At 63.4% G+C, this 23,771-nt stretch carries 23 protein-coding genes and 1 other RNA gene; 13 read left to right on the top strand and 11 right to left on the bottom strand.

The features are described from left to right. Positions 1–58: 58 nt before the first annotated feature. The 7 genes from FEV53_RS04410 to FEV53_RS04380 all read left to right on the top strand — a co-directional run bounded on the left by FEV53_RS04410 (position 59) and on the right by FEV53_RS04380 (position 6,486). Positions 59–409 carry a DUF4345 family protein gene (locus FEV53_RS04410; RefSeq protein WP_185962101.1) on the top strand — a complete coding sequence of 117 codons (351 nt, stop codon included), beginning with the start codon at positions 59–61 and terminating at the stop codon, positions 407–409. Continuing rightward, positions 402–752, top strand: a transfer-messenger RNA (tmRNA) gene (gene ssrA / locus FEV53_RS04405). Before FEV53_RS04410 ends, ssrA begins: the two co-directional genes overlap by 8 nt. Before the next feature lie 94 nt (positions 753–846). Next, on the top strand, positions 847–2,454 hold the full coding sequence (locus FEV53_RS04400) for a carboxyl transferase domain-containing protein (RefSeq protein ID WP_142833605.1): 1,608 nt from the start codon (positions 847–849) through the stop codon (positions 2,452–2,454). Positions 2,455–2,476: 22 nt separating this feature from the next. Further along, on the top strand, positions 2,477–2,887 hold the full coding sequence (locus tag FEV53_RS04395) for an ASCH domain-containing protein (protein ID WP_246100727.1): 411 nt from the start codon (positions 2,477–2,479) through the stop codon (positions 2,885–2,887). After that, entirely contained in the window at positions 2,869–4,857 is a 1,989-nt protein-coding gene (locus FEV53_RS04390) for an acetyl-CoA carboxylase biotin carboxylase subunit (RefSeq protein WP_142833603.1), read from the top strand. The genes FEV53_RS04395 and FEV53_RS04390 overlap by 19 nt, the downstream gene beginning before the upstream one ends. Beyond that, a complete protein-coding gene (locus FEV53_RS04385) occupies positions 4,850–5,707 on the top strand; it encodes a hydroxymethylglutaryl-CoA lyase (protein ID WP_142833602.1) in 858 nt (285 codons plus the stop codon). The genes FEV53_RS04390 and FEV53_RS04385 overlap by 8 nt, the downstream gene beginning before the upstream one ends. Then, positions 5,704–6,486: a crotonase/enoyl-CoA hydratase family protein gene (locus tag FEV53_RS04380; protein ID WP_142833601.1), complete on the top strand. Its 783-nt coding sequence runs from the start codon at positions 5,704–5,706 to the stop codon at positions 6,484–6,486. The genes FEV53_RS04385 and FEV53_RS04380 overlap by 4 nt, the downstream gene beginning before the upstream one ends. Positions 6,487–6,489: 3 nt before the next feature. Here the strand turns inward: FEV53_RS04380 and FEV53_RS04375 are convergent, their stop codons facing one another. After that, entirely contained in the window at positions 6,490–7,641 is a 1,152-nt protein-coding gene (locus FEV53_RS04375) for an alpha-hydroxy acid oxidase (protein ID WP_246100726.1), read from the bottom strand. Positions 7,642–7,857: 216 nt separating this feature from the next. On the opposite strand from FEV53_RS04375, the gene FEV53_RS04370 reads away from it, so the two are divergent. From FEV53_RS04370 to FEV53_RS04355, 4 genes are all read left to right on the top strand, one after another. Next, positions 7,858–8,856, top strand: coding sequence for a TRAP transporter substrate-binding protein (locus FEV53_RS04370; RefSeq protein ID WP_142833600.1), 999 nt, complete (start codon positions 7,858–7,860; stop codon positions 8,854–8,856). Between the two features lie 82 nt (positions 8,857–8,938). After that, entirely contained in the window at positions 8,939–9,433 is a 495-nt protein-coding gene (locus tag FEV53_RS04365; RefSeq protein ID WP_142833599.1) for a TRAP transporter small permease, read from the top strand. A 10-nt stretch (positions 9,434–9,443) separates the two neighbouring features. Continuing rightward, entirely contained in the window at positions 9,444–10,727 is a 1,284-nt protein-coding gene (locus FEV53_RS04360; protein WP_142833598.1) for a TRAP transporter large permease, read from the top strand. An 11-nt stretch (positions 10,728–10,738) separates the two neighbouring features. After that, the gene (locus FEV53_RS04355; protein WP_142833597.1) at positions 10,739–11,905 is read left to right on the top strand and encodes an alpha-hydroxy acid oxidase; all 1,167 of its coding nucleotides are present in this window, start codon (positions 10,739–10,741) and stop codon (positions 11,903–11,905) included. Here FEV53_RS04355 and FEV53_RS04350 read toward each other — a convergent pair. The 5 genes from FEV53_RS04350 to FEV53_RS04330 are packed head-to-tail and all read right to left on the bottom strand — an operon-like array spanning position 11,902 to position 15,578. Continuing rightward, complete coding sequence (locus FEV53_RS04350; RefSeq protein WP_142833596.1) at positions 11,902–12,315, bottom strand: methylglyoxal synthase; 414 nt, start codon at positions 12,313–12,315, stop codon at positions 11,902–11,904. The genes FEV53_RS04355 and FEV53_RS04350 overlap by 4 nt on opposite strands. A 9-nt stretch (positions 12,316–12,324) precedes the next feature. Beyond that, positions 12,325–12,951: a 2-dehydro-3-deoxy-6-phosphogalactonate aldolase gene (locus FEV53_RS04345; protein WP_142833595.1), complete on the bottom strand. Its 627-nt coding sequence runs from the start codon at positions 12,949–12,951 to the stop codon at positions 12,325–12,327. Continuing rightward, positions 12,951–13,868 carry a 2-dehydro-3-deoxygalactonokinase gene (locus FEV53_RS04340; protein WP_142833594.1) on the bottom strand — a complete coding sequence of 306 codons (918 nt, stop codon included), beginning with the start codon at positions 13,866–13,868 and terminating at the stop codon, positions 12,951–12,953. The genes FEV53_RS04345 and FEV53_RS04340 overlap by 1 nt, the downstream gene beginning before the upstream one ends. After that, a complete protein-coding gene (locus FEV53_RS04335; RefSeq protein ID WP_142833593.1) occupies positions 13,849–14,538 on the bottom strand; it encodes an RraA family protein in 690 nt (229 codons plus the stop codon). The genes FEV53_RS04340 and FEV53_RS04335 overlap by 20 nt, the downstream gene beginning before the upstream one ends. A gap of 11 nt (positions 14,539–14,549) precedes the next feature. Further along, the gene (locus FEV53_RS04330) at positions 14,550–15,578 is read right to left on the bottom strand and encodes a C-terminal binding protein (RefSeq protein WP_142833592.1); all 1,029 of its coding nucleotides are present in this window, start codon (positions 15,576–15,578) and stop codon (positions 14,550–14,552) included. A gap of 103 nt (positions 15,579–15,681) precedes the next feature. Here FEV53_RS04330 and FEV53_RS04325 point away from each other — a divergent pair, with 103 nt between their 5' ends. Then, on the top strand, positions 15,682–16,365 hold the full coding sequence (locus FEV53_RS04325; protein WP_142833591.1) for a GntR family transcriptional regulator: 684 nt from the start codon (positions 15,682–15,684) through the stop codon (positions 16,363–16,365). Between the two features lie 110 nt (positions 16,366–16,475). Here the strand turns inward: FEV53_RS04325 and FEV53_RS04320 are convergent, their stop codons facing one another. Genes FEV53_RS04320 through FEV53_RS04310 form a run of 3 tightly spaced genes read right to left on the bottom strand, consistent with a single transcriptional unit; the run spans position 16,476 to position 18,921 of the window. After that, positions 16,476–16,874 carry a (deoxy)nucleoside triphosphate pyrophosphohydrolase gene (locus FEV53_RS04320; protein ID WP_142833590.1) on the bottom strand — a complete coding sequence of 133 codons (399 nt, stop codon included), beginning with the start codon at positions 16,872–16,874 and terminating at the stop codon, positions 16,476–16,478. Continuing rightward, a complete protein-coding gene (gene argJ / locus FEV53_RS04315; RefSeq protein ID WP_185962100.1) occupies positions 16,871–18,088 on the bottom strand; it encodes a bifunctional glutamate N-acetyltransferase/amino-acid acetyltransferase ArgJ in 1,218 nt (405 codons plus the stop codon). Before argJ ends, FEV53_RS04320 begins: the two co-directional genes overlap by 4 nt. Positions 18,089–18,093: 5 nt before the next feature. Continuing rightward, positions 18,094–18,921, bottom strand: coding sequence for a peptidylprolyl isomerase (locus FEV53_RS04310; RefSeq protein WP_142833588.1), 828 nt, complete (start codon positions 18,919–18,921; stop codon positions 18,094–18,096). A 159-nt stretch (positions 18,922–19,080) separates the two neighbouring features. On the opposite strand from FEV53_RS04310, the gene secA reads away from it, so the two are divergent. Beyond that, positions 19,081–21,771, top strand: a complete 2,691-nt coding sequence (gene secA, locus FEV53_RS04305; protein ID WP_142833587.1) for a preprotein translocase subunit SecA — start codon at positions 19,081–19,083, stop codon at positions 21,769–21,771. A 1-nt stretch (position 21,772) separates the two neighbouring features. On the opposite strand, the gene radC is transcribed toward secA, so the two are convergent. Together radC and dnaJ are read right to left on the bottom strand one after the other, a co-directional pair. Continuing rightward, a complete protein-coding gene (gene radC, locus FEV53_RS04300; RefSeq protein WP_142833586.1) occupies positions 21,773–22,504 on the bottom strand; it encodes a RadC family protein in 732 nt (243 codons plus the stop codon). Positions 22,505–22,569: 65 nt separating this feature from the next. Then, positions 22,570–23,712 (bottom strand): molecular chaperone DnaJ, encoded by a 1,143-nt coding sequence (dnaJ, locus tag FEV53_RS04295; protein WP_142833585.1) that lies wholly within the window; start codon positions 23,710–23,712, stop codon positions 22,570–22,572. Positions 23,713–23,771 lie beyond the last annotated feature (59 nt).

Genomic DNA, 23,771 nt, shown 5'->3' with positions numbered 1-23,771 from the left:
GGGGCGGGGTCGTGCTACATCCGCCTGAGCGACATCGTTTTTCCGGAAAGAGACCCCCATGACCGACCTTTTGAACATTCTCTTCGCCCTCCTCTCCATCGGGTTCGGCGCCGTGGGCTGGCTCGCGCCGCGCTACACGATGGAGGTGCTCGATACCCGCGATGAAGGTTCGACCATGGGCCTGTCGGAGGTCCGCGCCGCCTCAGGCGCATTGTTCGTGGGGCTGGGGCTCGGTGCGATCCTGATCGGCTCTCCGGTCGCCTACGCCATGATCGGCTGTGCTTGGCTCGGCGGTGCAGTTGGGCGCGCGACCTCGCTGATCCTCGATGGCGTGCTGCGGCAGAAGGTGGTGTTCTTTGTGGTCGAACTGATCGTGGGTGTTCTGGCGATCTGGATCAATCTGGCTTGAAACAGCTGCGGCGATCGCCCATATGTTGAGAGTTCCCTCGGGGACTATGGACATAAACGCGCACGTAATAAGCGGATCGGACCCGGGGGCGGTACCCGGCGGCTCCACCAAACGCCCATCGTTGGGGGCACATGGGGCCGAAACAGGATCGACGGACGTCTAAAGGTGTTTGCTTTGTCCCGGTGAGGTACCACCGATATCGGTCCGTTAAGCATAATTGCCAACGACAATCGTGCTCCGGTTGCGGTTGCTGCGTAAGCAGTACCCAATACCGAACTTTAAGCCCTTGCCTCTAGCAAGGTAAGGCGGGGTTCGCAGGCACCTGGCAACAGAAGCCTGCACTTTCCCACCATGCTGATAAACCCGGCGCGTGACGCGAGATTTTTATCGACCGCAATGCCGGACCTGCCCTAGGCTCGCCTCGAAAGGGAGAGCGTATGGCCGTCCTGCAAAGCATGATTTCCCCCCGTTCCGAAGGGTTTCACCAGAACACAGCCGCCCACCGCGCCCATGCGGAGCCGGTTGAGGCGGCGGCGGCGCTGGCCTTGGCAGGCGGGGGGCAGGCCGCCCATGATCGCCACGTGGCGCGGGGCAAACTGCCACCGCGCGACCGGGTCGCCGGGCTGCTCGATCCCGGTTCCCCCTTCCTCGAAATCGGTCTCTTCGCCGCCCACGGCCTCTATGAAGGAACTGCCCCCGCCGCCGGGATGATCGCCGGGATCGGGCGGGTGTCGGGGCAGGAGGTGATGATCCTCTGCAATGATGCCACCGTGAAGGGTGGCACCTACTATCCCCTGAGCATGAAAAAACATCTCCGCGCTCAGGAGATTGCGGAGGAAAATCATCTGCCCTGCATTTACCTTGTCGATTCCGGCGGGGCGAATCTGCCCAATCAGGACGAGGTCTTCCCTGATCGCGATCATTTCGGGCGGATTTTCTACAATCAGGCCCGCATGTCGGCCAAGGGCATCTCCCAGATCGCGGTGGTCATGGGCTCTTGTACCGCGGGCGGCGCTTATGTGCCCGCCATGTCCGATGTGACGATCATCGTGCGGGAACAGGGCACGATCTTTCTGGCAGGCCCCCCGCTGGTCAAGGCTGCCACCGGCGAAGAGGTCACCGCAGAGGATCTCGGCGGCGGCGATGTGCATACCCGCCTCTCGGGCGTAGCCGATTATCTGGCGGAGGATGACGCCCATGCGCTGGCCCTCGCACGTCAGGCGGTGGCCGGGCTGAACCGTCAAAAGCCGTCTCCCGTCGCTCTCGCGCCGCCCGAGCCACCCCTCTACGATCCCGCTGAGATCACAGGCATTGTGCCCGGCGATTTGCGGACGCCCTATGACATCCGCGAGGTCATTGCCCGGTTGGTGGACGGGTCGCGTTTTGATGAGTTCAAGGCGCGCTACGGGTCCACACTCGTCACGGGGTTTGCCCATATCTGGGGCATTCCCTGCGGGATCATCGCCAATAACGGCGTGCTGTTCTCTGACTCGTCGCTCAAGGGTGCGCATTTCGTTGAACTGTGCAGTCAGCGGGGCATCCCTTTGGTATTTTTGCAGAATATCACCGGCTTCATGGTCGGGCGCAGTTACGAGGCCGGGGGCATCGCCAAGGACGGGGCCAAACTGGTGACCGCCGTTGCTACCTCCGCCGTGCCCAAGGTGACGCTGCTGGTTGGCGGGTCCTTTGGCGCGGGGAATTACGGCATGTGCGGGCGCGCCTATTCGCCGCGCTTCCTCTGGACCTGGCCCAACAGTCGCATTTCGGTGATGGGGGGGGAGCAGGCGGCAGGGGTGCTGGCCACCGTCCGCCGCGCCTCCATCGAGCGCCGGGGCGAGAGCTGGAGTGCGGAGGAGGAAGCCGCCTTCAAGGCTCCCACCATAGCGCAATTCGAGCAGCAGTCCCACCCGCTCTACGCGTCGGCCCGGCTCTGGGATGACGGCATCATCGACCCCCGTAAATCCCGCGACGTTCTGGGCCTCTCCCTGTCCGCGACTCTCAACGTGCCGATCCCTGAGACACGCTTTGGCGTGTTCCGGATGTGAGGGGGCGGTGATGGAGGAGCTGATGCGCCGCTATCCCGGCGCCACCACTTTTACCTTCGGAGATTGTCCCGAACTGTCCGCCCGGCTGCTGGCTCTCGTGCGCCAGGGCCAAAAGACCGCCACCTGTGGCGCGCTCCGGGACTTTGGGGTCGAGGGCGAGCCCCTGCCGGTGCAGGGACGCCGGGATATCGCGCTAAATTGGGACGGCACCCCGGAGTTGGTTATCGAGACCACCTCGGTCGAGATCCTGCACTTTGACGAAGTGCCCGAGGTGTTCGCGCTGGCGGAGGGCGAGAACACGGATCTCGCCGGGTGGCGGGCCGATCATCGCGCTTTTTTCACGCAGAATGGCGGCTGGTCAGAGGACATGTTGCTCGTCTGCGAACGGTTCCATCTGGTGGAGGATCTGAGCCCATGTTCCGAAAACTCCTGATCGCCAACCGGGGCGAGATCGCCTGCCGGGTCATCGCCACCGCCCGCCGTATGGGAATTTTCACCGTGGCGGTCTACTCCGATGCTGATCGCGAGGCGCGGCACGTGGCGATGGCGGACGAAGCCGTGCGGATCGGACCCGCGCCTGTGACAGAAAGCTACCTCCGCGCCGAAGCGATCCTCGATGCGGCGCGGATCACCGGGGCGGATGCGATCCACCCGGGTTATGGCTTCCTGTCGGAAAACCCTGAATTCGTTGAAGCGGCGGAGGCGGCGGGGCTGATCTTTGTCGGACCGCCCCCCTCGGCCATCCGCGCCATGGGGCTGAAGGACGCCGCCAAGGCGCTGATGGAGCGCGCCGGGGTGCCGGTGGTGCCGGGGTATCACAACGCGGATCAGGACGCGGACCGGCTGGCGGCTGAGGCGGACCGGATCGGCTACCCAGTGCTGATCAAAGCCCGCGCGGGCGGCGGCGGCAAGGGGATGCGGCTGGTCGAGCGCCCCGAGGACTTCGCCGATGCGCTCAGCGGCGCCCAGCGCGAGGGGCAGGCGAGCTTTGGCGATCCGGGCGTGCTGGTCGAGAAATTCGTCACCTGTCCCCGGCATGTGGAGATCCAGATTTTCGCCGACCGGCAGGGCAATGTGGTGCACCTGTTCGAGCGCGACTGTTCTCTGCAACGGCGCCACCAGAAGGTCATCGAGGAGGCCCCGGCGCCACACATGCCCGAGGAGGTCCGCGCAGCGATGGGGCAGGCCGCCGTCGAGGCCGCGCGGGCGATCGGCTATGTAGGCGCCGGGACGGTGGAGTTTATCGCCGACGGCTCCGGCCCCCTGCGCCCGGACGGGTTCTGGTTCATGGAGATGAACACCCGGCTGCAGGTCGAGCATCCTGTGACCGAGGCAATCACCGGGCAAGACCTTGTGGCGCTGCAATTGCAGGTGGCTGCCGGGACGCCACTGCCATTCGAGCAGGAGGATCTGAGGATCGATGGCCATGCCTTTGAGGCGCGGCTTTATGCCGAGGATGTGTCGGCGGGCTTTCTGCCGGCGACGGGGCGTCTGGCGCATCTGCGGTTTCCTGAGGGCGCGGAGTTCGGGCCGGCGGCGGTGCGAATCGACGCAGGCGTGCGCGCCGGAGACGAGATCACCCCCCATTATGACCCGATGATTGCCAAAATTATCACCCATGGTCCCGACCGCGCCACGGCGCTGGCGCGCCTGACCCGCGCGCTGGAGCAGACTGAGGTGGCAGGGCTGGTGACCAACCGGGCGTTCCTGACCGCCCTGACCCGGAATCAGGGATTTGCCTCGGGCGAGGTCGATACGGGGCTGATAGCGCGGGATCTGGAGGCCCTTACCGCGCCATCTGAAATGGATCCGGTGCTGCACGCAGTGCTGGCGGTGGCAGTGCTCGGTTTCCTCGATGAGGTGTCTGATGCCGATCCCTGGACCGCGCTGACCGGATGGCGTGCCTGGGGTCCGGCGGTGCAGACGGCGCGTTACGTCTTTGACGGGACGGAGCAGGCGGTGGCGGTGGAGACCCTTGCCCCCGGGCGTTTCATCGTGAACGGCGTTCGCCTCAATCTGAGCCGGGATGGGGACCGGTTCCGCGTGATATCTGAGGGGCGGAGCCGGACTGTCGCTTGCGTAAAGGACGACGACCGCTTCAAGATCATCGGAGACGGGCACGCGCTGACGGCACAGCGCCTCGATCCCTTGGCCGTTGGCGGGACAACAGAGGCCGGGGGCGACGTTATTCTGGCGCCGATGCCAGGCAAGGTCATCGCGCTGCATGTGGCGGCTGGCGACCTGGTCACGGCGAAGCAGCCGCTCTTGGTGTTGGAGGCGATGAAGATGGAGCACACCCTCACCGCGCCGCGCGATGGCACGGTCGCGGAGCTACTTGCGGCCCCCGGCGATCAGGTGGAGAACGGGGCACTCCTGATCAGGCTGGAGGCGGAGGATGGCTGAACGGGTCACTCTGGTCGAGATGGGGCCGCGCGACGGGTTGCAGAACGAGCCCGCCCCCGTCACCACCGCCGACAAGATCCGGTTGGTGGATGCGCTCTCGGGCTGTGGGTTCACGCGGATCGAAGTGACGAGTTTTGTCAGCCCGAAATGGGTGCCGCAAATGGCGGATGCGGCGGAGGTCATGGCCGGGATCGCGCGCGCCGACGGTGTCGAATATTCGGCGCTGACGCCGAACCTGCGGGGGCTGGAGGCGGCGATGCAGGCCGGAGTGGATGCGGTGGCGGTCTTCGGGTCGGCCTCCGAGGGCTTTAGTCAGGCGAATATCAACTGCTCGGTCGAGGAGAGCCTCTCGCGGTTTGCCCCGGTGGTCGCCAACGCGGTCGAGGCCGGGATCAAGGTCCGGGGCTATGTGAGCTGCGTCACGGATTGCCCCTATGACGGCCCGGTGCAGCCCAAGGCGGTCGCCCGTGTGGCCGCTGCGCTGAGCCGGATGGGATGCCACGAAATCAGCCTTGGTGATACCATCGGCAAGGGTAAGCCCGAGACCGTCTCCGCCATGCTGGATGCGGTGATGGGAGCCGTCCCGACGGAGCGGTTGGCGGGGCATTTTCACGATACGGACGGGCGCGCGCTGGAAAATATCGCGGTCTGTCTGGAGCGGGGGGTCCGGGTCTTTGACAGCGCCATTGGTGGCCTGGGGGGATGTCCCTACGCTCCGGGCGCCAAAGGCAACGTTGCCACCGAAGCGGTCGCTGCGATGTTGGCGGAGCGGGGCTATGACACCGGACTCGTCCCCGACAAACTGCGCGACGCGGCGACGGTTGCCCGCAGTCTTAGGAGCACCGGATGAGCTATGAAACCTTAACTGTGATCCGTGATGCGCGGGGCGTTGTCCGTGTCACTCTGAACCGTCCGGATAAACGGAACGCTATGTCGGGGCAGATGATTGCGGAGCTGACGCAGATGGCGCTGGGGATCGGGGCCGAGGCAGAGACCCGCGCGGTGGTGTTGGATGGGGCCGGGGACGTGTTCTGTGCGGGCGGCGATCTCGAATGGATGCGGGACCAGATTGAGGCCGATCGCCCTGGCCGGATCGCCGCCGCCCGGGAACTGGCGCATATGTTGCGGGCGCTGAACGAGATGCCGTCCCCGCTGATCGCCCGGCTGCACGGGGGCGCCTATGGGGGCGGCATCGGGATGGCGTGCGTGGCCGATGTGGTGCTGGCGGACCCGGCCACACGATTCGGCCTTACGGAAACCCGGCTGGGCCTGATCCCTGCCACGATTGGCCCGTACGTGCTGGCGCGGATGGGCGAAGGCGCCGCACGGCGGGTGTTCATGTCGGCGCGGATCTTCGATGCCGAGGAAGCGCTGGAGCTTGGCATCGTCTCGCGCATTGTCCCGGCGGATCGGATGGCTGAGGCGGTCGAGGCTGAGGTCACGCCCTATCTGTCCGTTGCGCCCGGCGCCGTTGCGGCGGCCAAATCCCTGACCCGCGCGCTCAGCCCCCGCATCGACAGTGAGGTAATCGAGGACACGATCCGCCGCCTTGCCGATATCTGGGAAGGCGACGAGGCGAGGGCTGGGATCGAGGCATTTCTGAATAGGACCCCGCCTCCCTGGGCCTGAATTTCAGCGGAAGCGCAGGTTGTGCTTGCCAAGCTGGTCGATGCGCGTGCAGCCCATCAGCCGCATGTCGCGGACGATTTCGTCCTGCATCAGACCCAGCGCCCGCTCGACCCCCGGCTGACCCGCCGCCGCGAGGGGGAAGAGGTAGTAGCGCCCGACCCCGACGGCCTTGGCCCCCAGTGACAGAGCCTTGAGCACGTGGGTTCCCCGCGTCACGCCGCTGTCCAGCAGGACATCGAGCCGATCCCCCGCCGCCTGCACGATTTCGTCGAGCTGATCGAATGGCGCGCGGGAGCCGTCGAGCTGCCGCCCTCCGTGGTTCGAAATCACCACGCCGGTGCAGCCGATCTCGGCAGCGTGGACGGCATCTTCGGCGGACATGACGCCCTTGAGGCAGAACTGCCCGCCCCAGAAGTCCACCATTTCGGCCACGTCATCCCAGTTCATCGACGGGTCGAGCATATTGGTGAAATACCCGGCAATGGACGACGCACTGCCCCCGGTGTCGATGTGGTAATCGAGCTGCGGCAAGGCGAATTTCTCGTGGGTGACGTAGTTGATCCCCCAGGCGGGTTTGATCGCGAATTGGGTCAACCCAGAGAGGTTCAGGCGGAACGGAATGGAAAACCCCGTCCGCTTGTCACGTTCGCGGTTGCCGCCGGTGATGCTGTCCACGGTCAGCATCATCACCTCGACCCCGGCCTCCTTCGCCCGTTCCATCATCGCGCGGTTCAGGCCCCGGTCCTTGTGGAAATAGAACTGGTAGCATTGCGGGTTCTTGTGTTTCTTACGCAGCTCTTCGAGGCTGACAGTCCCCAACGACGAGACCCCGAACATGGTGCCGAACTTCTCCGCCGCGGCGGCCACGGCACGTTCGCCATCGTGGTGGAACAGGCGCTGCAAAGCGGTGGGCGAGCAGTAGAACGGTGTGTCGAGCTTTTGCCCCATCACCGTGACCGAGGTATCCACCTCTTCGACTCCGCGCAGGATGCTGGGCACCAGATCCACGTCGCGAAAGGCTTCGGTGTTGCGGTTATAGGTCGTCTCATCATCCGCCGCGCCGTCGATGTAGTTGTAGATCGGCCCCGGCAGACGTTTTCGCGCCAGAGTGCGGAAATCCTGAAAGTTGTGACAATCCTTCAGACGCATGAACATCTGGTGATCCCTCCATGAACCTGAACGCGATGGAAGCCCGCCCAGCTCTTCGGAGCAAGCCCTTTCACGAGCCAGCGTCGCGATTGCCGCAGTCACTTCGCCGTTTCGGTCAGGCCGAGCGACGCCCTATCGGGGCCGGCCAAAGATATTGCTTGAATCGCGACCAATATCTGATATCTCAGATAGCAGTTGCAATGAAGCTTCGGGGAGGAAACCGTGTTCACCAAAACCACCATCGCGCTCAGCGTTGTTCTGTCAGCAGGTCTGGCGTTTACAGCGTCGGCTGAAACCGTCATAAAGGTTGGCCACGGCGCCGCCGAAGCCTTTCACATGCATCGCGCCATGCAGAAGTTCGAGGAACTGGTCGAAGCGGGCTCCGATGGTGAGATCGACGTTCAGCTTTTCCCGTCCTCGCAGATGGGCCCCGACCGCGAGATGATCGAGGGCGTCCAGACCGGTGTTCTGGAGATGGCTGTACCGCCGTCGTCCTTCTTTGCGGGCTGGGATCCGGCCTTTGCGGTGGTCGAGCTGCCCTATATGTACCCGTCCAAGGACGTGGCCTGGGACGTGCTTCAGGGTGAAGCGGGCGACAGCATGCTGTCGCGTGTGGAGCAGCAGGGCCTGAAGGGTCTGGGCTGGCTGGAGCTCGGGGTGCGCAACGTCACCAACAATGTGCGTCCGATCGAGACTCCCGAGGACCTGGAAGGTGTGAAGCTGCGCACCATGAAGGTGCCCGCCCATGTGGCAACTTTCGAGACGCTGGGCGCCAACCCCACGCCGATGAACTTTGGCGAGGTTTACTCGGCGCTTCAGCAGGGCGTGATCGACGGGCAGGAAAACCCGCTGGCGATCATCACCTCGCAGCGCTTCTACGAGGTGCAGAAATATCTCACCACCACGGGCCACGTTTTTGCAGTCTACATGCCGGTGATGTCGCAGTTCTTCTGGGACAGCCTGTCGGATGAGCACAAAGAGCTGGTGATGTCCTCCATGGCTGAAGCCCGTGACTATCAGGCCGAGCTGATCGCCTCCGAGGATGCCGCGCAACTCGAAGAGATCCGCAATGCCGGTGTCGAAGTGCTGGAGCTGACCTCCGAGCAACGTCAGGCCTTTGCCGACAAGACCGAAGAGGTCCGTCTGCAATACCGCGACGAAGTCGGTGCCGAGGCCTATGACGCCTGGGTGGCTGCGGTCGCGGCGGCCAGCGGCAACTGATCCCCGTGCGCGGGTAGACCAACCGGGGCGCCCCGACCTTCACTGGTCCGGGCGCCCTCTTTTTTCTCAGGGAGGAAACCTCATGCCGGTTCTGAAGTGGTTGAACCAGAACGCGGAAAAGGCTCTGGCGAGCCTGCTCCTCGCCGCCATTGTGTTGTTGATCTTTGGCAATGTCTTCATGCGCTACATCATGAACGCGTCCCTGTCCTGGGGCGAGGAACTGACCCTGTGGCTGTTCGTCTGGTTCGTCTGGCTGGGGGTCAGTTATGCGTTCCACACCGGCGACCATGTGCGCATTACGGTGTTGCGGGACCTGCTGGGCAAGCGCGGTCAGCTCTATGTGGACGTGGCGGTGGGCCTGTTGGTGCTGGGGTTCCTCGCAATCCTCACCTGGGAATGCCTGAAGCTCATCCAGATGCCCTTTGTCGCCAGCCAGAAATCGGTGGTGCTGGGCCTGCCCATCCCGATCCTCTACGCCTCCGCCCCCGTTGGCGCGACGCTCTCGGCGTTCCGCGTCATCCAGTACCTGAAGCGCACGCTGCACGAGATCGCAGCCCTAGACAACGCCAAGGCGTGAGGACCCGGACATGCTTGCAACCGTACTTTTTCTGACCCTGTTCGCGCTGCTCTTGTTCAGCGTCCCCATCGGTATCTGCCTCGGCCTCGCCACCATGGTGGTGATGCTGTTCGTCGACGGCACGCCGCCCTTGGTACTGCTGGCCCGTTCGGTGGTGACTGGTGCTGACAGCTTCCCCCTGATCGCCGTGCCGCTCTTCATTCTGGCAGGTGACCTGATGCAGCATGGCGGCATGTCGCGCCGTCTGGTGGATTTTGCCAACGCGCTGATCGGCCATATTCGTGGCGGCCTCGCCTATGTGAACGTGCTGGCCTGCGTGTTCTTCGCCGCGATCTCCGGTTCCTCCCCCGCGACCGTGGCGGCCATCGGCTCGAACATGATCCCCGAGATGGAAAAGGTCGGCTACACGCGCAAATTCTCCGGCGCGCTGACGGCGTCGTCGGGCATGATCGGCGTGATGATCCCGCCGAGCATCCCCTTTATCATCTACGGGGTGACCGCCGAGGTCTCCATCGGCAAGCTGTTCCTCGCGGGTGTCATCCCCGGCGTCATGTTCGCTGTGATGTTCATGCTCATGGCGCGGTTCCTGCTGCGCAAGGAAGAAGCGGTCCTCCAGTCCACCACGACCTTCTCGGGCGCCAGTGTCTGGAAAACCTTCCGAGCGTCGTTCCTGGCGCTGCTGGTGCCCGGCATCATCCTCGGTGGCATCTATAGCGGCATCTTCACGCCGACCGAAGCAGGCGCCGTGGCGGTGGTCTATGCGGCGATCATCGGAATCTTTGTCTACAAGGACCTGACGATCCGAGACCTGCCCGAAGTTCTCGCTGGCAGTGCCAAGACAAGTGGCTCAATCCTCGTCCTCGTCATCATGGCCACCGCCTTTGGCCGCCTGATCACGCTGGCGCAGATCCCCACCAACCTGTCGAACAGCATCACGGGTCTGTCGGACAATCCGATCATCATCCTCTTGCTGATCAATCTGCTCCTCCTGGTCATCGGCATGTTCATGGAGACGATCTCCTCGATCATCATCATGACACCGATCCTGTTGCCGGTGGCGCAGGCGCTGGGGGTTGATCCCATCGTGTTTGGCGTGATTCTGACGGTGAACCTCGCCATCGGGTTCTGCACGCCGCCCTTGGGGGTGAACCTCTTTGTGGCCAGTAGCATCTCGAAGGTCTCCATCGAGAGCCTCAGCCGGGCGATCCTGCCGTTCTTCGTCGGCATGCTGATCCTGTTGCTGCTGATCACCTATGTGCCCGCGCTCTCCCTGGCGCTGCCGTCGCTCTACTGACGGAGACGGAGATGCGACAGATCCTGAGCCGGACGGATCTCGATCTGTCGCATCCCTCTATCGATGATCTGCGGCGCCGCGCGCGCCGCAGAATCCCTCATTTCGTTTTTGAATATCTCGACAGTGCCACGGGCCGGCAGCGGGGGTTGCAGATCAACTGCGATGCCCTCGACGCCATCCGTTTCATGCCGCGCGTGCTGCGCGGCCAGATCAAGGCGCAGTTCGGCACGACGCTCATGGGCCGTTCCTACGACCTGCCCTTTGGCATCGCACCGGTGGGAATGTCGGGACTGATCTGGGCCGGGGCCGAGCGGATGCTCGCCCGCGCCGCCGTCGCCCACAACATCCCTTACTGCCAGTCCAGCGTCGCCGTTGCCTCTCCCGAAGATGTGGCGGACGAGATCGGGGATGTGGGGTGGTTTCAGCATTATCCGGTGAATTCCCCCGAGTTGCGGCGTGCCATGCTCGCGCGGATCAAGGCGGCGGGCTTTCACACGTTGGTCCTGACCGTGGATGTGCCCGAGGAAAGTCGCAGGGAGCGTCAGCGCCGCGCCAATCTCACGGTCCCGCCCAAGGCCGATCTGCGCACGCTCTTCGACATGGCCCGCCGCCCGTCCTGGTCGCTGGCGCAGCTGCGCGAGGCGCGGATCCCTAGGATGCGCTTCTTTGACGATTACATCCCTCAGCGGGGCCGGGAGAGCTTTACCCATGCGGGCGCGCTCATTCGTGGTATCCCGGACTGGGACTACCTGCGGGCCTTGCGCGACGAATGGGACGGACATCTCGCGGTAAAGGGTGTGCTGAACCCCGACGATGCCCGCCGTATAGCCTCCAAAGGGGCCGATTGCCTCTGGGTGTCGGACCATTCCGGTCGCCAGTTCGAAGCCGGTCCCGCCGTCATCGACCAGCTGCCGCTGATCCGCGAGGCGGTAGGCCCAGATATGCCGCTGATCTACGATTCCGGCGTCAACTGGGGTCTCGACATTCTGCGCGCATATGCGAAGGGCGCGGATTTCGTCATGCTGGGCCGCGCATTTCACTACGCTGTGGCCGCGTTCGGAGCGCGAGGCATCGAGCATGTGATACACGTGCTTAAGGCGGATATGCAGGCCAATATGAGCCAGCTTGGCATCGACCGTCTGGACGAGATCGCGACTGCTCTTCTGGATCCGGCCTAAGGCGCGCCCAGAAGTCCGTTCACGATCAGATCGGCCGTCGAGGCGGAGCAGGCCATGGGCAGGTCATAGACCGTGGCCAGCCGGGTCAGCGCTTTGACATCCACATCATGGGGCATGGGCGACAGCGGGTCGACGAAGAAGATCAGCGCGGCAATCTGGCCCTCGCAGATCATCGCGCCGATCTGCTGATCCCCGCCCAGCGGGCCGCTTTTCAATCGCGTGACGCTGAGCTCGGGGTAGGCCTCAGAGATCCGACCGCCGGTGGTGCCGGTGGAGACGATCTCCACCCGGGCCAGTTGCGCGGCGTGGCGGCCAGCCCACTTAACGATCTCGTCCTTACGCGCGTCATGGGCGACGAGCGCAACGTACGGTCGCCGGTCCGGGGCAGGGGGCACAGACAGGGCGGACATGCCGGCTACTTAGCCTCGCTGAGCCAGTGCGGAGACAAACGCCGCCGCCCGCTCCGCAATCTCCTCGAGCGTGTAGGACGGCTTGAAAAGGGCGGAGCCGAGGCCGAACCCGTTCACTCCGACCTCTGTCCACTGGTCCATGGTCTCGGGCGTGATGCCCCCAACGGCGGCGATGACAGTCTCGGGGGGCAGGACCGCGCGCATAGCCTTGATCGCGGCGGGCGGGACCAACTCGGCAGGGAAGATCTTGAGCACCGCCGCGCCGATCTCCAGCGCCGCAAAGGCTTCGGACGGGGTGATTGCGCCGGGGCACCAGTAGAGGCCCCGCTCGACCGCCGCGCGGCCCACCTCGGGGTTCATGTTCGGGCAGACGATGATCCGGCCCCCTGCCTCGGCCACAACCTCCACATCGGCGACGGTCAGAACCGTCCCGGCACCGACCACGGCGGTCTCGCCGTGGCGTTTGGCGATCCGGGCGATGGAGGCGCAGGGATCGGGCGAGTTCAGCGGCACCTCGATGATACGAAACCCCGCCTCGACCAGCACGTCAGAGACGGCTTCGGCGTTGTCAGGCACGAGCCCGCGCAGGATCGCGATCAGGGGGTTTGCGGCCATGGCGGTTGAGAGGTCAGTCATCAGATCAATCCTGCGGCTTTTGCGATGAGGAGGTGCCCCCGGGCGACGATATCATCCGGCGCGCGGCGGCTTTTCAGACCGGCGGCGCTGAGGGCGATCTCGTAGCGGTCCGCCAGATCACTGCGCCCGACAATTGTGATCTCTCCAAGCGTTCCGGCCTGTCGCCGGGCCGATGCGATCTCGGTTCCGATCAGCAGCCCTGACAGAAAATCGGCGGTCTCGGTCGCCGGGATTTGCCCCATCAGCGGCAAGGTGCGGACATGGAACAGGTCGTGGAGCAGGTTCGCGTCCTCGGCCAGCGCGGCCTTGACGCCTTTGGCGAAGCCGTCGGCGTTAAAGCCAGAGCCCTCCATCAGCCGCCCGAGGATCGTGTGACCGCTGAGCGCGGCAAAGATCTCGCCGGTCATGTAGGTCGCGAAATCTTCGATCCGGCCCCCGGCCACATGCACCCATTTGCTGTGGGTGCCCGGCATGACAAAGGTTCCGTCGGCCATGCCGATCGCAGCGGCGCCGATGATCTGGGTCTCTTCGCCCCGCATCACGTCTGGTCCCGTGGCGTGGGTGGTCGTGGCACCGGTGACAAAGTGAATCCGTGCGCCGCTCTTCGTCTCGTGGGCCACCAGCGCCGAGGCGAGGCTGTCCGCGCCTGCGGGCATCTCCACATAAGGTGTCTCGACCCAGCCATTGCGGCTGGTGATCATGCCCGAGGCGAGGATCGGCAGGTCGCGCCCGGTCCTCCACGGCCCGATCAGCCGGTCGAAGACGGCGTCGAAATCGCCGTCCTCGACCTGCATGATCCCCTCATCCGAGGCGACCCGGTCGAGCACCTCACCCTCCGCGCCGATCAGACAGGCGCGGAGCGAGGAGGTGCCCCAGTCGATCCCGATCAGGACCGGCTCAGATGCGGCCGAATTCATTCAGCAGATCCTCGACGGTCTTGCCTTTGGCAACCCATTCGCGGGTGGCCACTTCGCGGTCGGCCTGTTCCTGCGCCAGACGCACGACCTCTTCGGCGGTCTCCAGCGGGATTACGCAGACACCCATCAGGTCAGCCACAATGAAATCGCCGGGGTTCACCACCACACCGCCACAGGCGATGGGCACGTTGATCGACAGCTCTTCCTTGCGGCCCGAAAACATGGTGTGGGTGCCGCGCGGCGTGATGGCGCGGGTCCAGATGGGCCAGTTAATATCCTCAAGCTCGTCCGTATCGCGGCCAGCGCCATCGACGATCATGCCGCGGATGCCGCGGTTCTTCGCCAGGCCGCCCATCAGGCCGCCGCAGACGGAGGTGTTCACATCGCCACCGGCATCGACCACGATCACGTCACCGGGCTGGCCCATTTCCAGCGCTTTCAGGGGATCGACCAGATCGCCTTTGGACAGCTGAACCGTCACCGCCTGGCCCGTCACCTTGGCGCGGAAGGGCGGCTTGATCGCGCTGTCCATCACGCCGGTGCGGTATTGCACATCGGCGAAGATCGCCGAAGCGGAATAGGCCTCCAGCACTTTGTCGAACTTCTTGAGAAGCTCGGGATTACGTTCGAAATCGTTGAAGACTCTAAGGTCAGTGCTCGTCTCGGGCATAATGCTCTCCGTCAGGCTGATTGTTTTGCCAACGCGTCGGCGTTGACCGTGTAGTCCGGCGCCTGTCCGGTCAGGACCTTGGCGACCTGCGTCGCGGCGGTGACCCGCGCGGCGCGAATGGATTCCTCGGAGTAATACGCCGCATGGGGCGTCACGAGGACGTTTGGCAGGGTAAAAATCGGGTTGTCCGCCGGATCCCAGCTGGCCCGTTTCGCGGGCTCTTCCTCGGGATCATCGAGCCCGGCGGCGGCCAGTGTGCCTTCGGTCAGGGCGCGGTACAGCGCCTTGTTATCCACCGTCGGACCGCGCCCGGTGTTTACCAGAATGGCACCGGGCTTCATGGCGGCGAATTCCGCGTCGGACAGGAAGTGGCGGGTGTCCGGCGTCATCGGCGCCTGCATCAGGAGGTAGTCGGAGCGCGCGAGGAGATCTTCCTTGGACACCAGCTCGACCCCCAGAGAGGCCGCAACATCGGCCGGCAGGAAGGGATCGAACGCGATGACGTTCACCCCGAACGCCTGCGCCCGCGACGCGATGGCCTGGCCGATCTTGCCCAAAGAGACAACGCCCATGGTGCGGCCCCGCAGACGGTAGACCGGCTGGCCGCTTTGCCAGCGCCAGATGCCCTGATGGGTGGCGCGGTCGTAATCAGGCAGCTTGCGGGCGAGCGTCAGCCAGAGCGAAATCGCGTGGTCGGCAACCTCTTCGGTGCAGTAGTTCTGCACGTTGGTCACAAGGATACCGCGCTCGGTCGCCGTCGCCACATCGACGATATCGACGCCGACGCCATAGCGTGCGATCACTTCGCATTTCTGCATCCGCCGGATCGTTTCGCCACCGATGCGGGCGTATTGATTCATCATTGCCGCGCAATCTGCCGCCGCCTCGAAGAGGTCGGCCTCGGACTTGGCTTGCAGGGAGATCACTTCGGCACCGGCGGCCTCCAGGATCTCCCGTTCGACCTCAACATCGCCGAAATCGTAATCGGTGATCACGACCTTCGGCCGGTCTGTGCGTTTTGAATAACTTTCCGACCCCACCGTCAGCTCCTCCTAACTGAAATCTGGTATCTGATATACCAGATTGCGGACCGTTGTCCATGGGCTATAGTTCTGGAGCAGACCGGACCGCAGAGGATGGCCCATGCCGCTTGAACGACCAAAGTCACTCCGCGAACTCGCGCTGGAATATCTGCGCGCGCGGATTGTGGATGGCACGCTTGAAATGGGTCAGGTGTTATCCGAGCGGACGATTTCGGAGGAGTTGGGGGTTTCGAAATCCCCTGTTCGGGAGGCGCTCGCTCAACTCAGAGATGAAGGACTTGTCAGCATCGAGCCGCAGAAAGGCGCCCGTGTGTTCTCTCTGTCCGTTGCTGAGGTCGAGCAAATCTGTGACTTTCGGCAGGTTGTCGAAACGGCCGGTTTCGAGCTTGCCCTCGAACGGGATCCGGGTGGGCTGGCCAACGCGATGACCGACGTGGTGCAAGATATGTCCAAGACCCGGATGTCAGGGGACAAACGGGCTTATCTCGCCCTGGACACGGCGTTCCATAGTCTGATCTTCGAGCATGCGGGCAACGATTACCTCACCGCCAGCTACACGCGCTATGTCGGCAAGATCGCAGCCCTGCGCACCCTGTTGTCGCAATTGCCGCACCATACGGAGCTGTCTTTTGACGAGCATCTGGCCATCGCTGAGGCCGTACGAAACGGTCAGATGGAGCAGATCCGGCGTTTGCTGGCAGAACATATCGACCGCACGCGGAAAGCCTATATCGACGCAATGGCCTTGCTGGAGAGCCCTCCCGACCATGGGCTCCGCGCCTGACAGACGGGGCCGATCCGTGCTGTTCGGGTGGTGAGTTGGCCTCCGTCAGACCGAATGGTCCAACCCGTAGTACAGACCGACGGTCGTTGATGTCATCCGCCGGTTTACGTTCAGAGCAAATCGCGCAGGATCGGGATCAGGGGAATGTCGGCCGGGGGCATGGGGTAATCGCGCATGTCGCGCGGGTAGACCCATTTCAGCACCTGCCCTTCGCGTGCGATCGGCGTTCCGTCCCATTTGCGGCAGACAAACAGCGGCATGAGCAGATGGAATTCCTCGTAGGCGTGGCTCGCAAAGGTCAGCGGCGCGAGGCAGGAGGACCAGGTGTCGATGCCCAGTTCTTCGTGCAATTCGCGGATCAGCGCGTCTTCGGGACGTTCGCCGGGTTCGATTTTCCCGCCGGGAAACTCCCAGAGCCCCGCCATGGATTTTCCTTCCGGGCGTTGGGCAAGCAGCACCCGACCGTCCACATCGACGAGCGCCACGGCGGAGACGAGGACAACCTTCACGAGCGGTAATCCGCGTTGATCTGGATATAGGCGTGGGTCAGGTCGCAGGTCCACATAGTGGCTGCGCCATCCCCGAGGCCAAGATCCACACCGATGACCAGCTCCTGCTGCTTCATATATCCGGCGCCGGCGTCCTCGGTGTAGTCGGGCGAGACCCAGCCCTCGCGCGCCACCTCGATGTCACCAAAGCGGATGGTGAGGCGGTCGCGGTCGGCTTCGGCGTCGGATTTGCCTACCGCCATGACGATACGACCCCAGTTCGGATCCTCTCCGGCGACAGCGGTTTTCACCAGCGGTGAATTGGCGATTGCCGAGGCCACCTTGCGCGCATCGGCGTCAGTGGCGGCTCCGGTCACGGCGACCTCGACAAATTTCGTTGCACCTTCGCCATCCCTGACCACCTGATGGGCCAGATCGAGCATGACCTCGCCCAAAGCCGCTTCGAATGCTCCGCCGCGCTCTGTGATCTCCACGCTCTGGCCGGTAGCGGCCAGCAGCAGCGTGTCCGAGGTCGAGGTGTCGCCATCCACGGTTATACAGTTGAAGGTCCGGTCGGAGAGTTCCGACAGCATCTCCTGCAAGAGCGGGCGGGCGATCTTTGCGTCGGTGAAAATATAGACCAGCATCGTGGCCATATCCGGCGCGATCATGCCCGAGCCCTTGGCGATGCCAGCGATGCGGACCTCCTGCCCGTCCACCTCCACCACCCGGGCCGAGCCCTTGGGGAAGGTGTCGGTGGTCATGATGGCGCCCGCCGCGTCCTCCAGCGCGCCCGGCACCGCGTTGGCCACCAGATCGCCCACCACGGCTGTGATGCGCTCATCGGGCAGCCGTTCCCCGATCACCCCGGTCGAGGAGGTGAAGACGCGCGCCTCAGTGACCCCGGCTGCCTCGGCCACAGCGGCGCAGATCCGCGTAACGGACCCGTCCCCGGCCTTACCCGTGAAGGCGTTGGAGTTGCCGGAGTTCACGATGATCGCCGCGCCGCCTGCGCTGTCGCCGCCGATTTTCGCCTCGCAATCGCGCACGTTGGACGAACGCGTGGCCGATCGGGTGAAGACACCCGCCACGGTGGTGCCCGGATCGAGCAGAGCCAGCATCACGTCTGTGCGGCCCTGATAGCGGACCCCGGCGGCGGCGGAGGCCAGCCGCAGCCCGGCAATCTCGGGCAGGTCAGGGAAGGTGTCGGGAGCGAGAGGTGAGCGGGTGGCCATGGGCGTCAGTCCAGAAGGTCGCTGTTGCGGATGACAGAGGGATCCAGATCCAGCTCGGGGCGCTCGACCGTAGCCTTGGCCACCACGTCGGCCAGGAGCATTTCAAGCGCCTCGACCTGCAGGTCGCTCTCGATTTCGTCCCGCACCTCTTCGAAGGCGGGCGGGGGCAGATCGCGGGTCTCGTTGAGCTTAATCACATGCCAGCCGAACTGGGTTTGCACGGGTTCGGAAATGTCACCGACCTCCATGACATGCACGGCCGCGTCGAATTCAGGAACCATGGCCCCGTCGCCGAACCAGCCCAGTTCACCGCCCGACGGGCCCGAGGGGCCGGTCGATTCGGCCTTTGCCAGTTCGGCGAAATCGGCGCCGCCCTTCAGCTGTTCGATCAGCTCGGCGGCTTTTTCTTCGGTCTCGACAAGAATGTGCGATGCGTTGAACTCGTGGCCATGCACGGGGTTCGAAAACATCTCGTCATACGCGGCGCGGACGTCCTCCTCGGACACAATACCTTCGGCCAGCTTCTGGACTTCCTCGGCGGCCACCAGCGCGCGACGCTCGTTTTCGATCACCAGCTCACCGCGCTTTGACAGGCCCTCAGCCGTCGCGGCCAGTGCGGTCTGCTGGATCAGCTGCTGGGTCAGCCCGTCGAGCAGAACACCGTCGTCCAGCTGCTGGTATTCCTGCGGCAGCCGTTCCCGGAGCGCGATCACGTGACCGAGGGTGATCGCCTCACCATTCACGGTTGCGAGCACCGTGCCGGCCTCCTGTGCGACGGCGGGCATGGCGGTCGAAAAAGCAAATGCAGCAATCAAAGACGTCAGTCTGGTCATCTCGTTCCTTTCGGGCGACGCAGCCGCCGCCGTTGACACTCTACATGCCGCCCCTTACATCGCTTGAAGCCTCTGGAGGGGCGAATATTGCAGCCTTCCTATTCGGCCCTGATCGGGCGGGCAAGCGATCCCCTCACATACGTGATGTCAGGAGAAAGAATGCTGGGTCTGGGAACCGTTGCACGCAAGGTCTTTGGGACACCGAATGACCGCAAGATCAAATCGACCAGGCCTCTGGTGGACAAGATCAATGCCCTCGAAGAAGAATTCGAGGCACTGTCCGATGCCGAGCTGATCGCCCGGACCGAAGATATGAAGGCGCGCGTCGCCTCTGGCACGTTGCTGGACGATATCTTACCCGAAGCCTTTGCAAATTGTCGTGAAGGCGCGCGTCGTGCGCTGGGCCTGCGCGCCTTTGATACGCAGCTGATGGGTGGCATCTTCCTCCATCAGGGCAATATCGCCGAGATGAAGACAGGCGAGGGCAAGACCCTCGTGGCGACCTTCCCCGCTTATCTCAACGCCCTGACGGGCGGCAGCGTGCATATCGTGACGGTGAATGACTACCTCGCACGTCGCGATGCGGAGTGGATGGGAAAGGTCTTTGCGCATCTCGGTATGACCACCGGCGTCGTCTATCCCCAGCAGCCCGAGGACGAAAAGCGCGCCGCTTATGCCGCGGACGTGACCTATGCGACGAACAATGAGCTGGGCTTCGATTATCTGCGCGATAATATGAAGTCCGAGCTGGCCCAACTCGCCCAGCGGGGCCATTCCTTTGCCATCGTGGACGAGGTGGACTCGATCCTGATCGACGAGGCGCGAACGCCGCTGATCATCTCGGGCCCCAGTCAGGACCGCAGCGAGCTGTATCGCGTGACGGACACGGTCATTCCGCTGCTGAACGACAGCCACTATTCGCTCGATGAAAAGACCCGCAACGTGACCTACACGGATGAGGGCAACGAGTTCCTGGAACAACACTTGTCTCAGGCCGGGATCCTGCCCGAAGGCCAGACGCTCTATGATCCCGAATCGACAACCATCGTACACCATGTGAACCAAGGTTTGCGCGCACATAAGCTGTTCCAGAAGGACAAGGATTACATCGTTCGCGGCGGCGAGGTCGTTCTGATCGACGAGTTCACAGGCCGGATGATGCAGGGCCGCCGCCTCTCGGACGGTTTGCATCAGGCCATCGAGGCCAAGGAAGGCCTGTCCATTCAGCCAGAGAACGTGACGCTCGCCTCGGTCACGTTCCAGAACTATTTCCGCCTCTATGACAAGCTGTCGGGCATGACCGGCACGGCCCTGACCGAAGCCGAGGAGTTCATGGAAATTTACGGGCTCGGCGTGGTCGAAGTGCCCACCAACCGTCCAATTGCCCGTGTGGACGAGGACGATGCGGTGTTCCGTACAGCGGGAGAGAAATACACAGCCATCGTCGAAGAAATCCGCAAGGCGCACGAAAAGGGCCAGCCGGCTCTGGTCGGCACGACCTCCATCGAGAAGTCCGAATTTCTCTCCGGCCTCCTGCAAAAGGAGAAGATCCCGCATAATGTCCTGAACGCGCGTCAGCATGAGCAGGAAGCGCAGATCGTTGCCGATGCGGGTAAACCCGGCGCAGTGACGATTGCCACGAACATGGCCGGCCGCGGTACGGACATTCAGCTTGGCGGCAATGTGGAAATGCGGGTGCTCGATGCGCTGGCTGCCGACCCAGAGGCCGACCCCGAAGAGCTGCGCGCCCGCATCGAGGCGGAAACTGCGGCGGATAAAGAAAAGGTGAAAGAGGCCGGGGGTCTCTTCGTGCTAGCCACCGAGCGCCATGAGAGCCGACGCATCGACAACCAGCTGCGCGGCCGATCCGGGCGTCAGGGAGACCCGGGGCGCTCCGCGTTCTTCCTCAGTCTCGAAGACGACCTGATGCGGATCTTTGGCTCTGAACGTCTTGATTCGGTGCTGCGCAAGCTCGGCATGAAAGAAGGCGAGGCCATCGTGCACCCTTGGGTCAACAAGAGCCTTGAACGCGCGCAGGCGAAGGTCGAGGGGCGCAACTTCGATATCCGTAAGCAGCTCCTGAAATTCGACGATGTGATGAACGATCAGCGCAAGGTGATCTTTGCTCAGCGCCGTGAGATCATGGAATCCGAGGATCATTCAGAGATCACACAGGACATGCGTCACGAGGTGATTGATGACCTTGTGGATCAGTACATTCCGGCGAAGTCCTATGCGGATCAATGGGATGGTGAAGGGCTTTATGTGGCTGTGCTGGAGCGCCTCAACCTTGATCTGCCGATCAAGGACTGGGTTGAGGAAGATGGCGTCGACGATCAGGAAATCCGCGACCGCCTGTACGAAAAATCCGATGCGTTCATGGCCGAAAAGCTGGAGCAATTCGGTCCCGACAACATGCGCCAGATCGAAAAGCAGGTGCTGTTGCAGGCCATTGATAGCAAGTGGCGTGAGCATCTGCTGACCTTGGAGCATCTGCGCTCGGTTGTGGGGTTCCGCGGCTATGCCCAGCGTGATCCGCTGAACGAGTACAAAAACGAGGCGTTCCAGCTCTTTGAAAGTCTGCTGGACTCGCTGCGCGCTGAGGTGACGCAGAAACTCAGCCAGATCCGTCCGCTGACGGAGGCCGAGCAGCAGCAGATGATCGCCCAGATTCAGGCGCAGCGCACCCAGTTGCAGGAGGCATCCGAGGCTGAGGACAGCCATTCCGAGCATGGCGTCCCCGGGTTTGTCGAATCAGATCCGGCGACCTGGGGGAATCCGGGCCGCAATGACACGTGCCCGTGTGGCTCCGGCAAGAAGTTCAAGCACTGCCACGGGCGGCTGGCCTGACCTAGAGAAGACCCTCGGCGCGAAAGCTGAGGGTCTCTGCGCTGCCGACAATGACGTGATCGTGAAGCGTGATCGCCATCAGGTGACACGCCTCGACCATCTGCCGGGTCATTGCGATGTCTTCAGGTGAGGGCGTCGGGTCGCCCGAAGGATGATTGTGAACGAGAATAATGGCTTTGGCATTCAGCTCCAGAGCTCGCTTCACGACTTCGCGCGGATACACCGGAACATGGTCAATTGTGCCGCGCCCCAGCTCTTCATCTGCAATGACGACGTTTTTCACATTCAGAAACACCGCGCGCAAACACTCAATATGTGCTTTGCCGAGCGTCGCACTGCAATAGTCGAGCAAATCCTGCCAGCCGGACACCACCGGGCGCCCGATGACCTTGCTGCGCAGGCTGTGGCGCGTGAGCACGCCAATCATCGCGAGATCGGCAGAGAGGGCTGATCCGGATCCCTGCGTTGCTGCGATCTCCGCGGGCGTTGCCCCGAAGATTGCCCCGAGATCGCCAAATCGCTGCAATAGCCTCAGGGCAAGCGGGGTGGGATCTGTATGGGGCTGTAGCGCCAGAAGCAGCGATTCGAGCAAATCGCCATCGCTGAGAGCATCTGATCCGCTATGAAACATCCGCTCCCGTAATCGCTGCCTGCGGTGGTTCAAGCCGGCTATCCGGGCAACATCGGCCCGCTCGGCATGCGTGAAGAGACTGGATTGGAGGCCGTAATTCATTGGGTCAGACTGGACCCGAAAGCATGAACGGCGGGTAAATCCCGCCGTTCACAAGAGCTTTGACTTCAGCTTTTCATGCCGTCCCAGAAGGTTTTCACCTTGCGAAAGAACCCGGAGCTCTGCGGATTGTTCTCCTCTGAGAGCTCTTCGAACTCCCGGAGCAGTTCCTTTTGTCGCGCCGTCAGGTTCACCGGGGTCTCGACCGCCAGCTCAATATACATGTCGCCCGTAGCAGTAGAGCGCAGCAGCGGCATTCCCTTGCCCCTCAGGCGCATCTGTTTGCCAGTCTGGGCACCTGCGGGCACCTTCACCCGACTGCGTCCTCCGTCGATGGTGGGCACCTCAATATCGCCTCCCAGTGCCGCCGTGGCAACGGACACCGGCACCTGACAGAACAGGTGCTCGCCCTCACGGCTGAAGAGCTGATGCGGCGTGACCTCGATGAAGATGTAGAGGTCGCCAGACGGCCCGCCGCGCAGGCCTGCTTCGCCTTCGCCGCTGAGACGAATCCGGCTGCCGGTCTCTACGCCCTTGGGGATGTTGACACTGAGCGCGCGTTCCTTCTGGACACGACCTGCGCCGCCGCAATTGTTGCACGGGTTTTTGACGATCTGGCCTGCGCCGGAGCAGGTCGGACAGGTCCGCTCAACGGTGAAAAAGCCCTGCTGTGCCCGGACCTTGCCCATGCCGGAGCATGTAGGACAGGTTGCAGGTTCGGCCCCGCCTTCGGCGCCGGTACCCTCACAGGTCCCGCAGGAGACAGCAGTGGGCACGTTGATGGTCTTTTGCAGGCCGTTATAAGCGTCTTCGAGCGAAATGCGCAGGTTATAGCGCAGGTCTGAGCCGCGGGACGCGCGTTGCCCACCACCGCGCCGCTGGCCCATGAAGTCGCCGAACAGGTCGTCGAACACGTCGGAAAAGGCCGAGGCGAAGTCGCCCTGCTGGCCATAACCACCGCCCGGACGCCCGCCACCCATGCCACCCTCGAAGGCCGCGTGACCAAAGCGGTCATAGGCCGCCTTCTTTTCCGCGTCTTTCAGGATCTCATAGGCCTCGTTCACTTCCTTGAACTGGGCCTCAGCATTGGGGTTGTCGCTGTTGCGGTCGGGGTGAAGCTCCTTCGCCTTGCCGCGATAGGCTTTCTTGATCTCGTCGGCAGACGCGCCCTTCGACACACCGAGCACGTCGTAGTAATCACGCTTTGCCATGTTGGTATCCTCTCACGAAAAAGGGCCGGCCAGACGGGTCGGGCCGGCCCTTCGTCACA

It is taken from the genome of Palleronia caenipelagi (assembly GCF_007004065.1).
In the GTDB taxonomy this organism is placed as follows: domain Bacteria; phylum Pseudomonadota; class Alphaproteobacteria; order Rhodobacterales; family Rhodobacteraceae; genus Palleronia; species Palleronia caenipelagi.
Note: the sequence above shows the minus strand (reverse complement) of the source record. Positions and strands in the feature narration are given on the sequence as shown.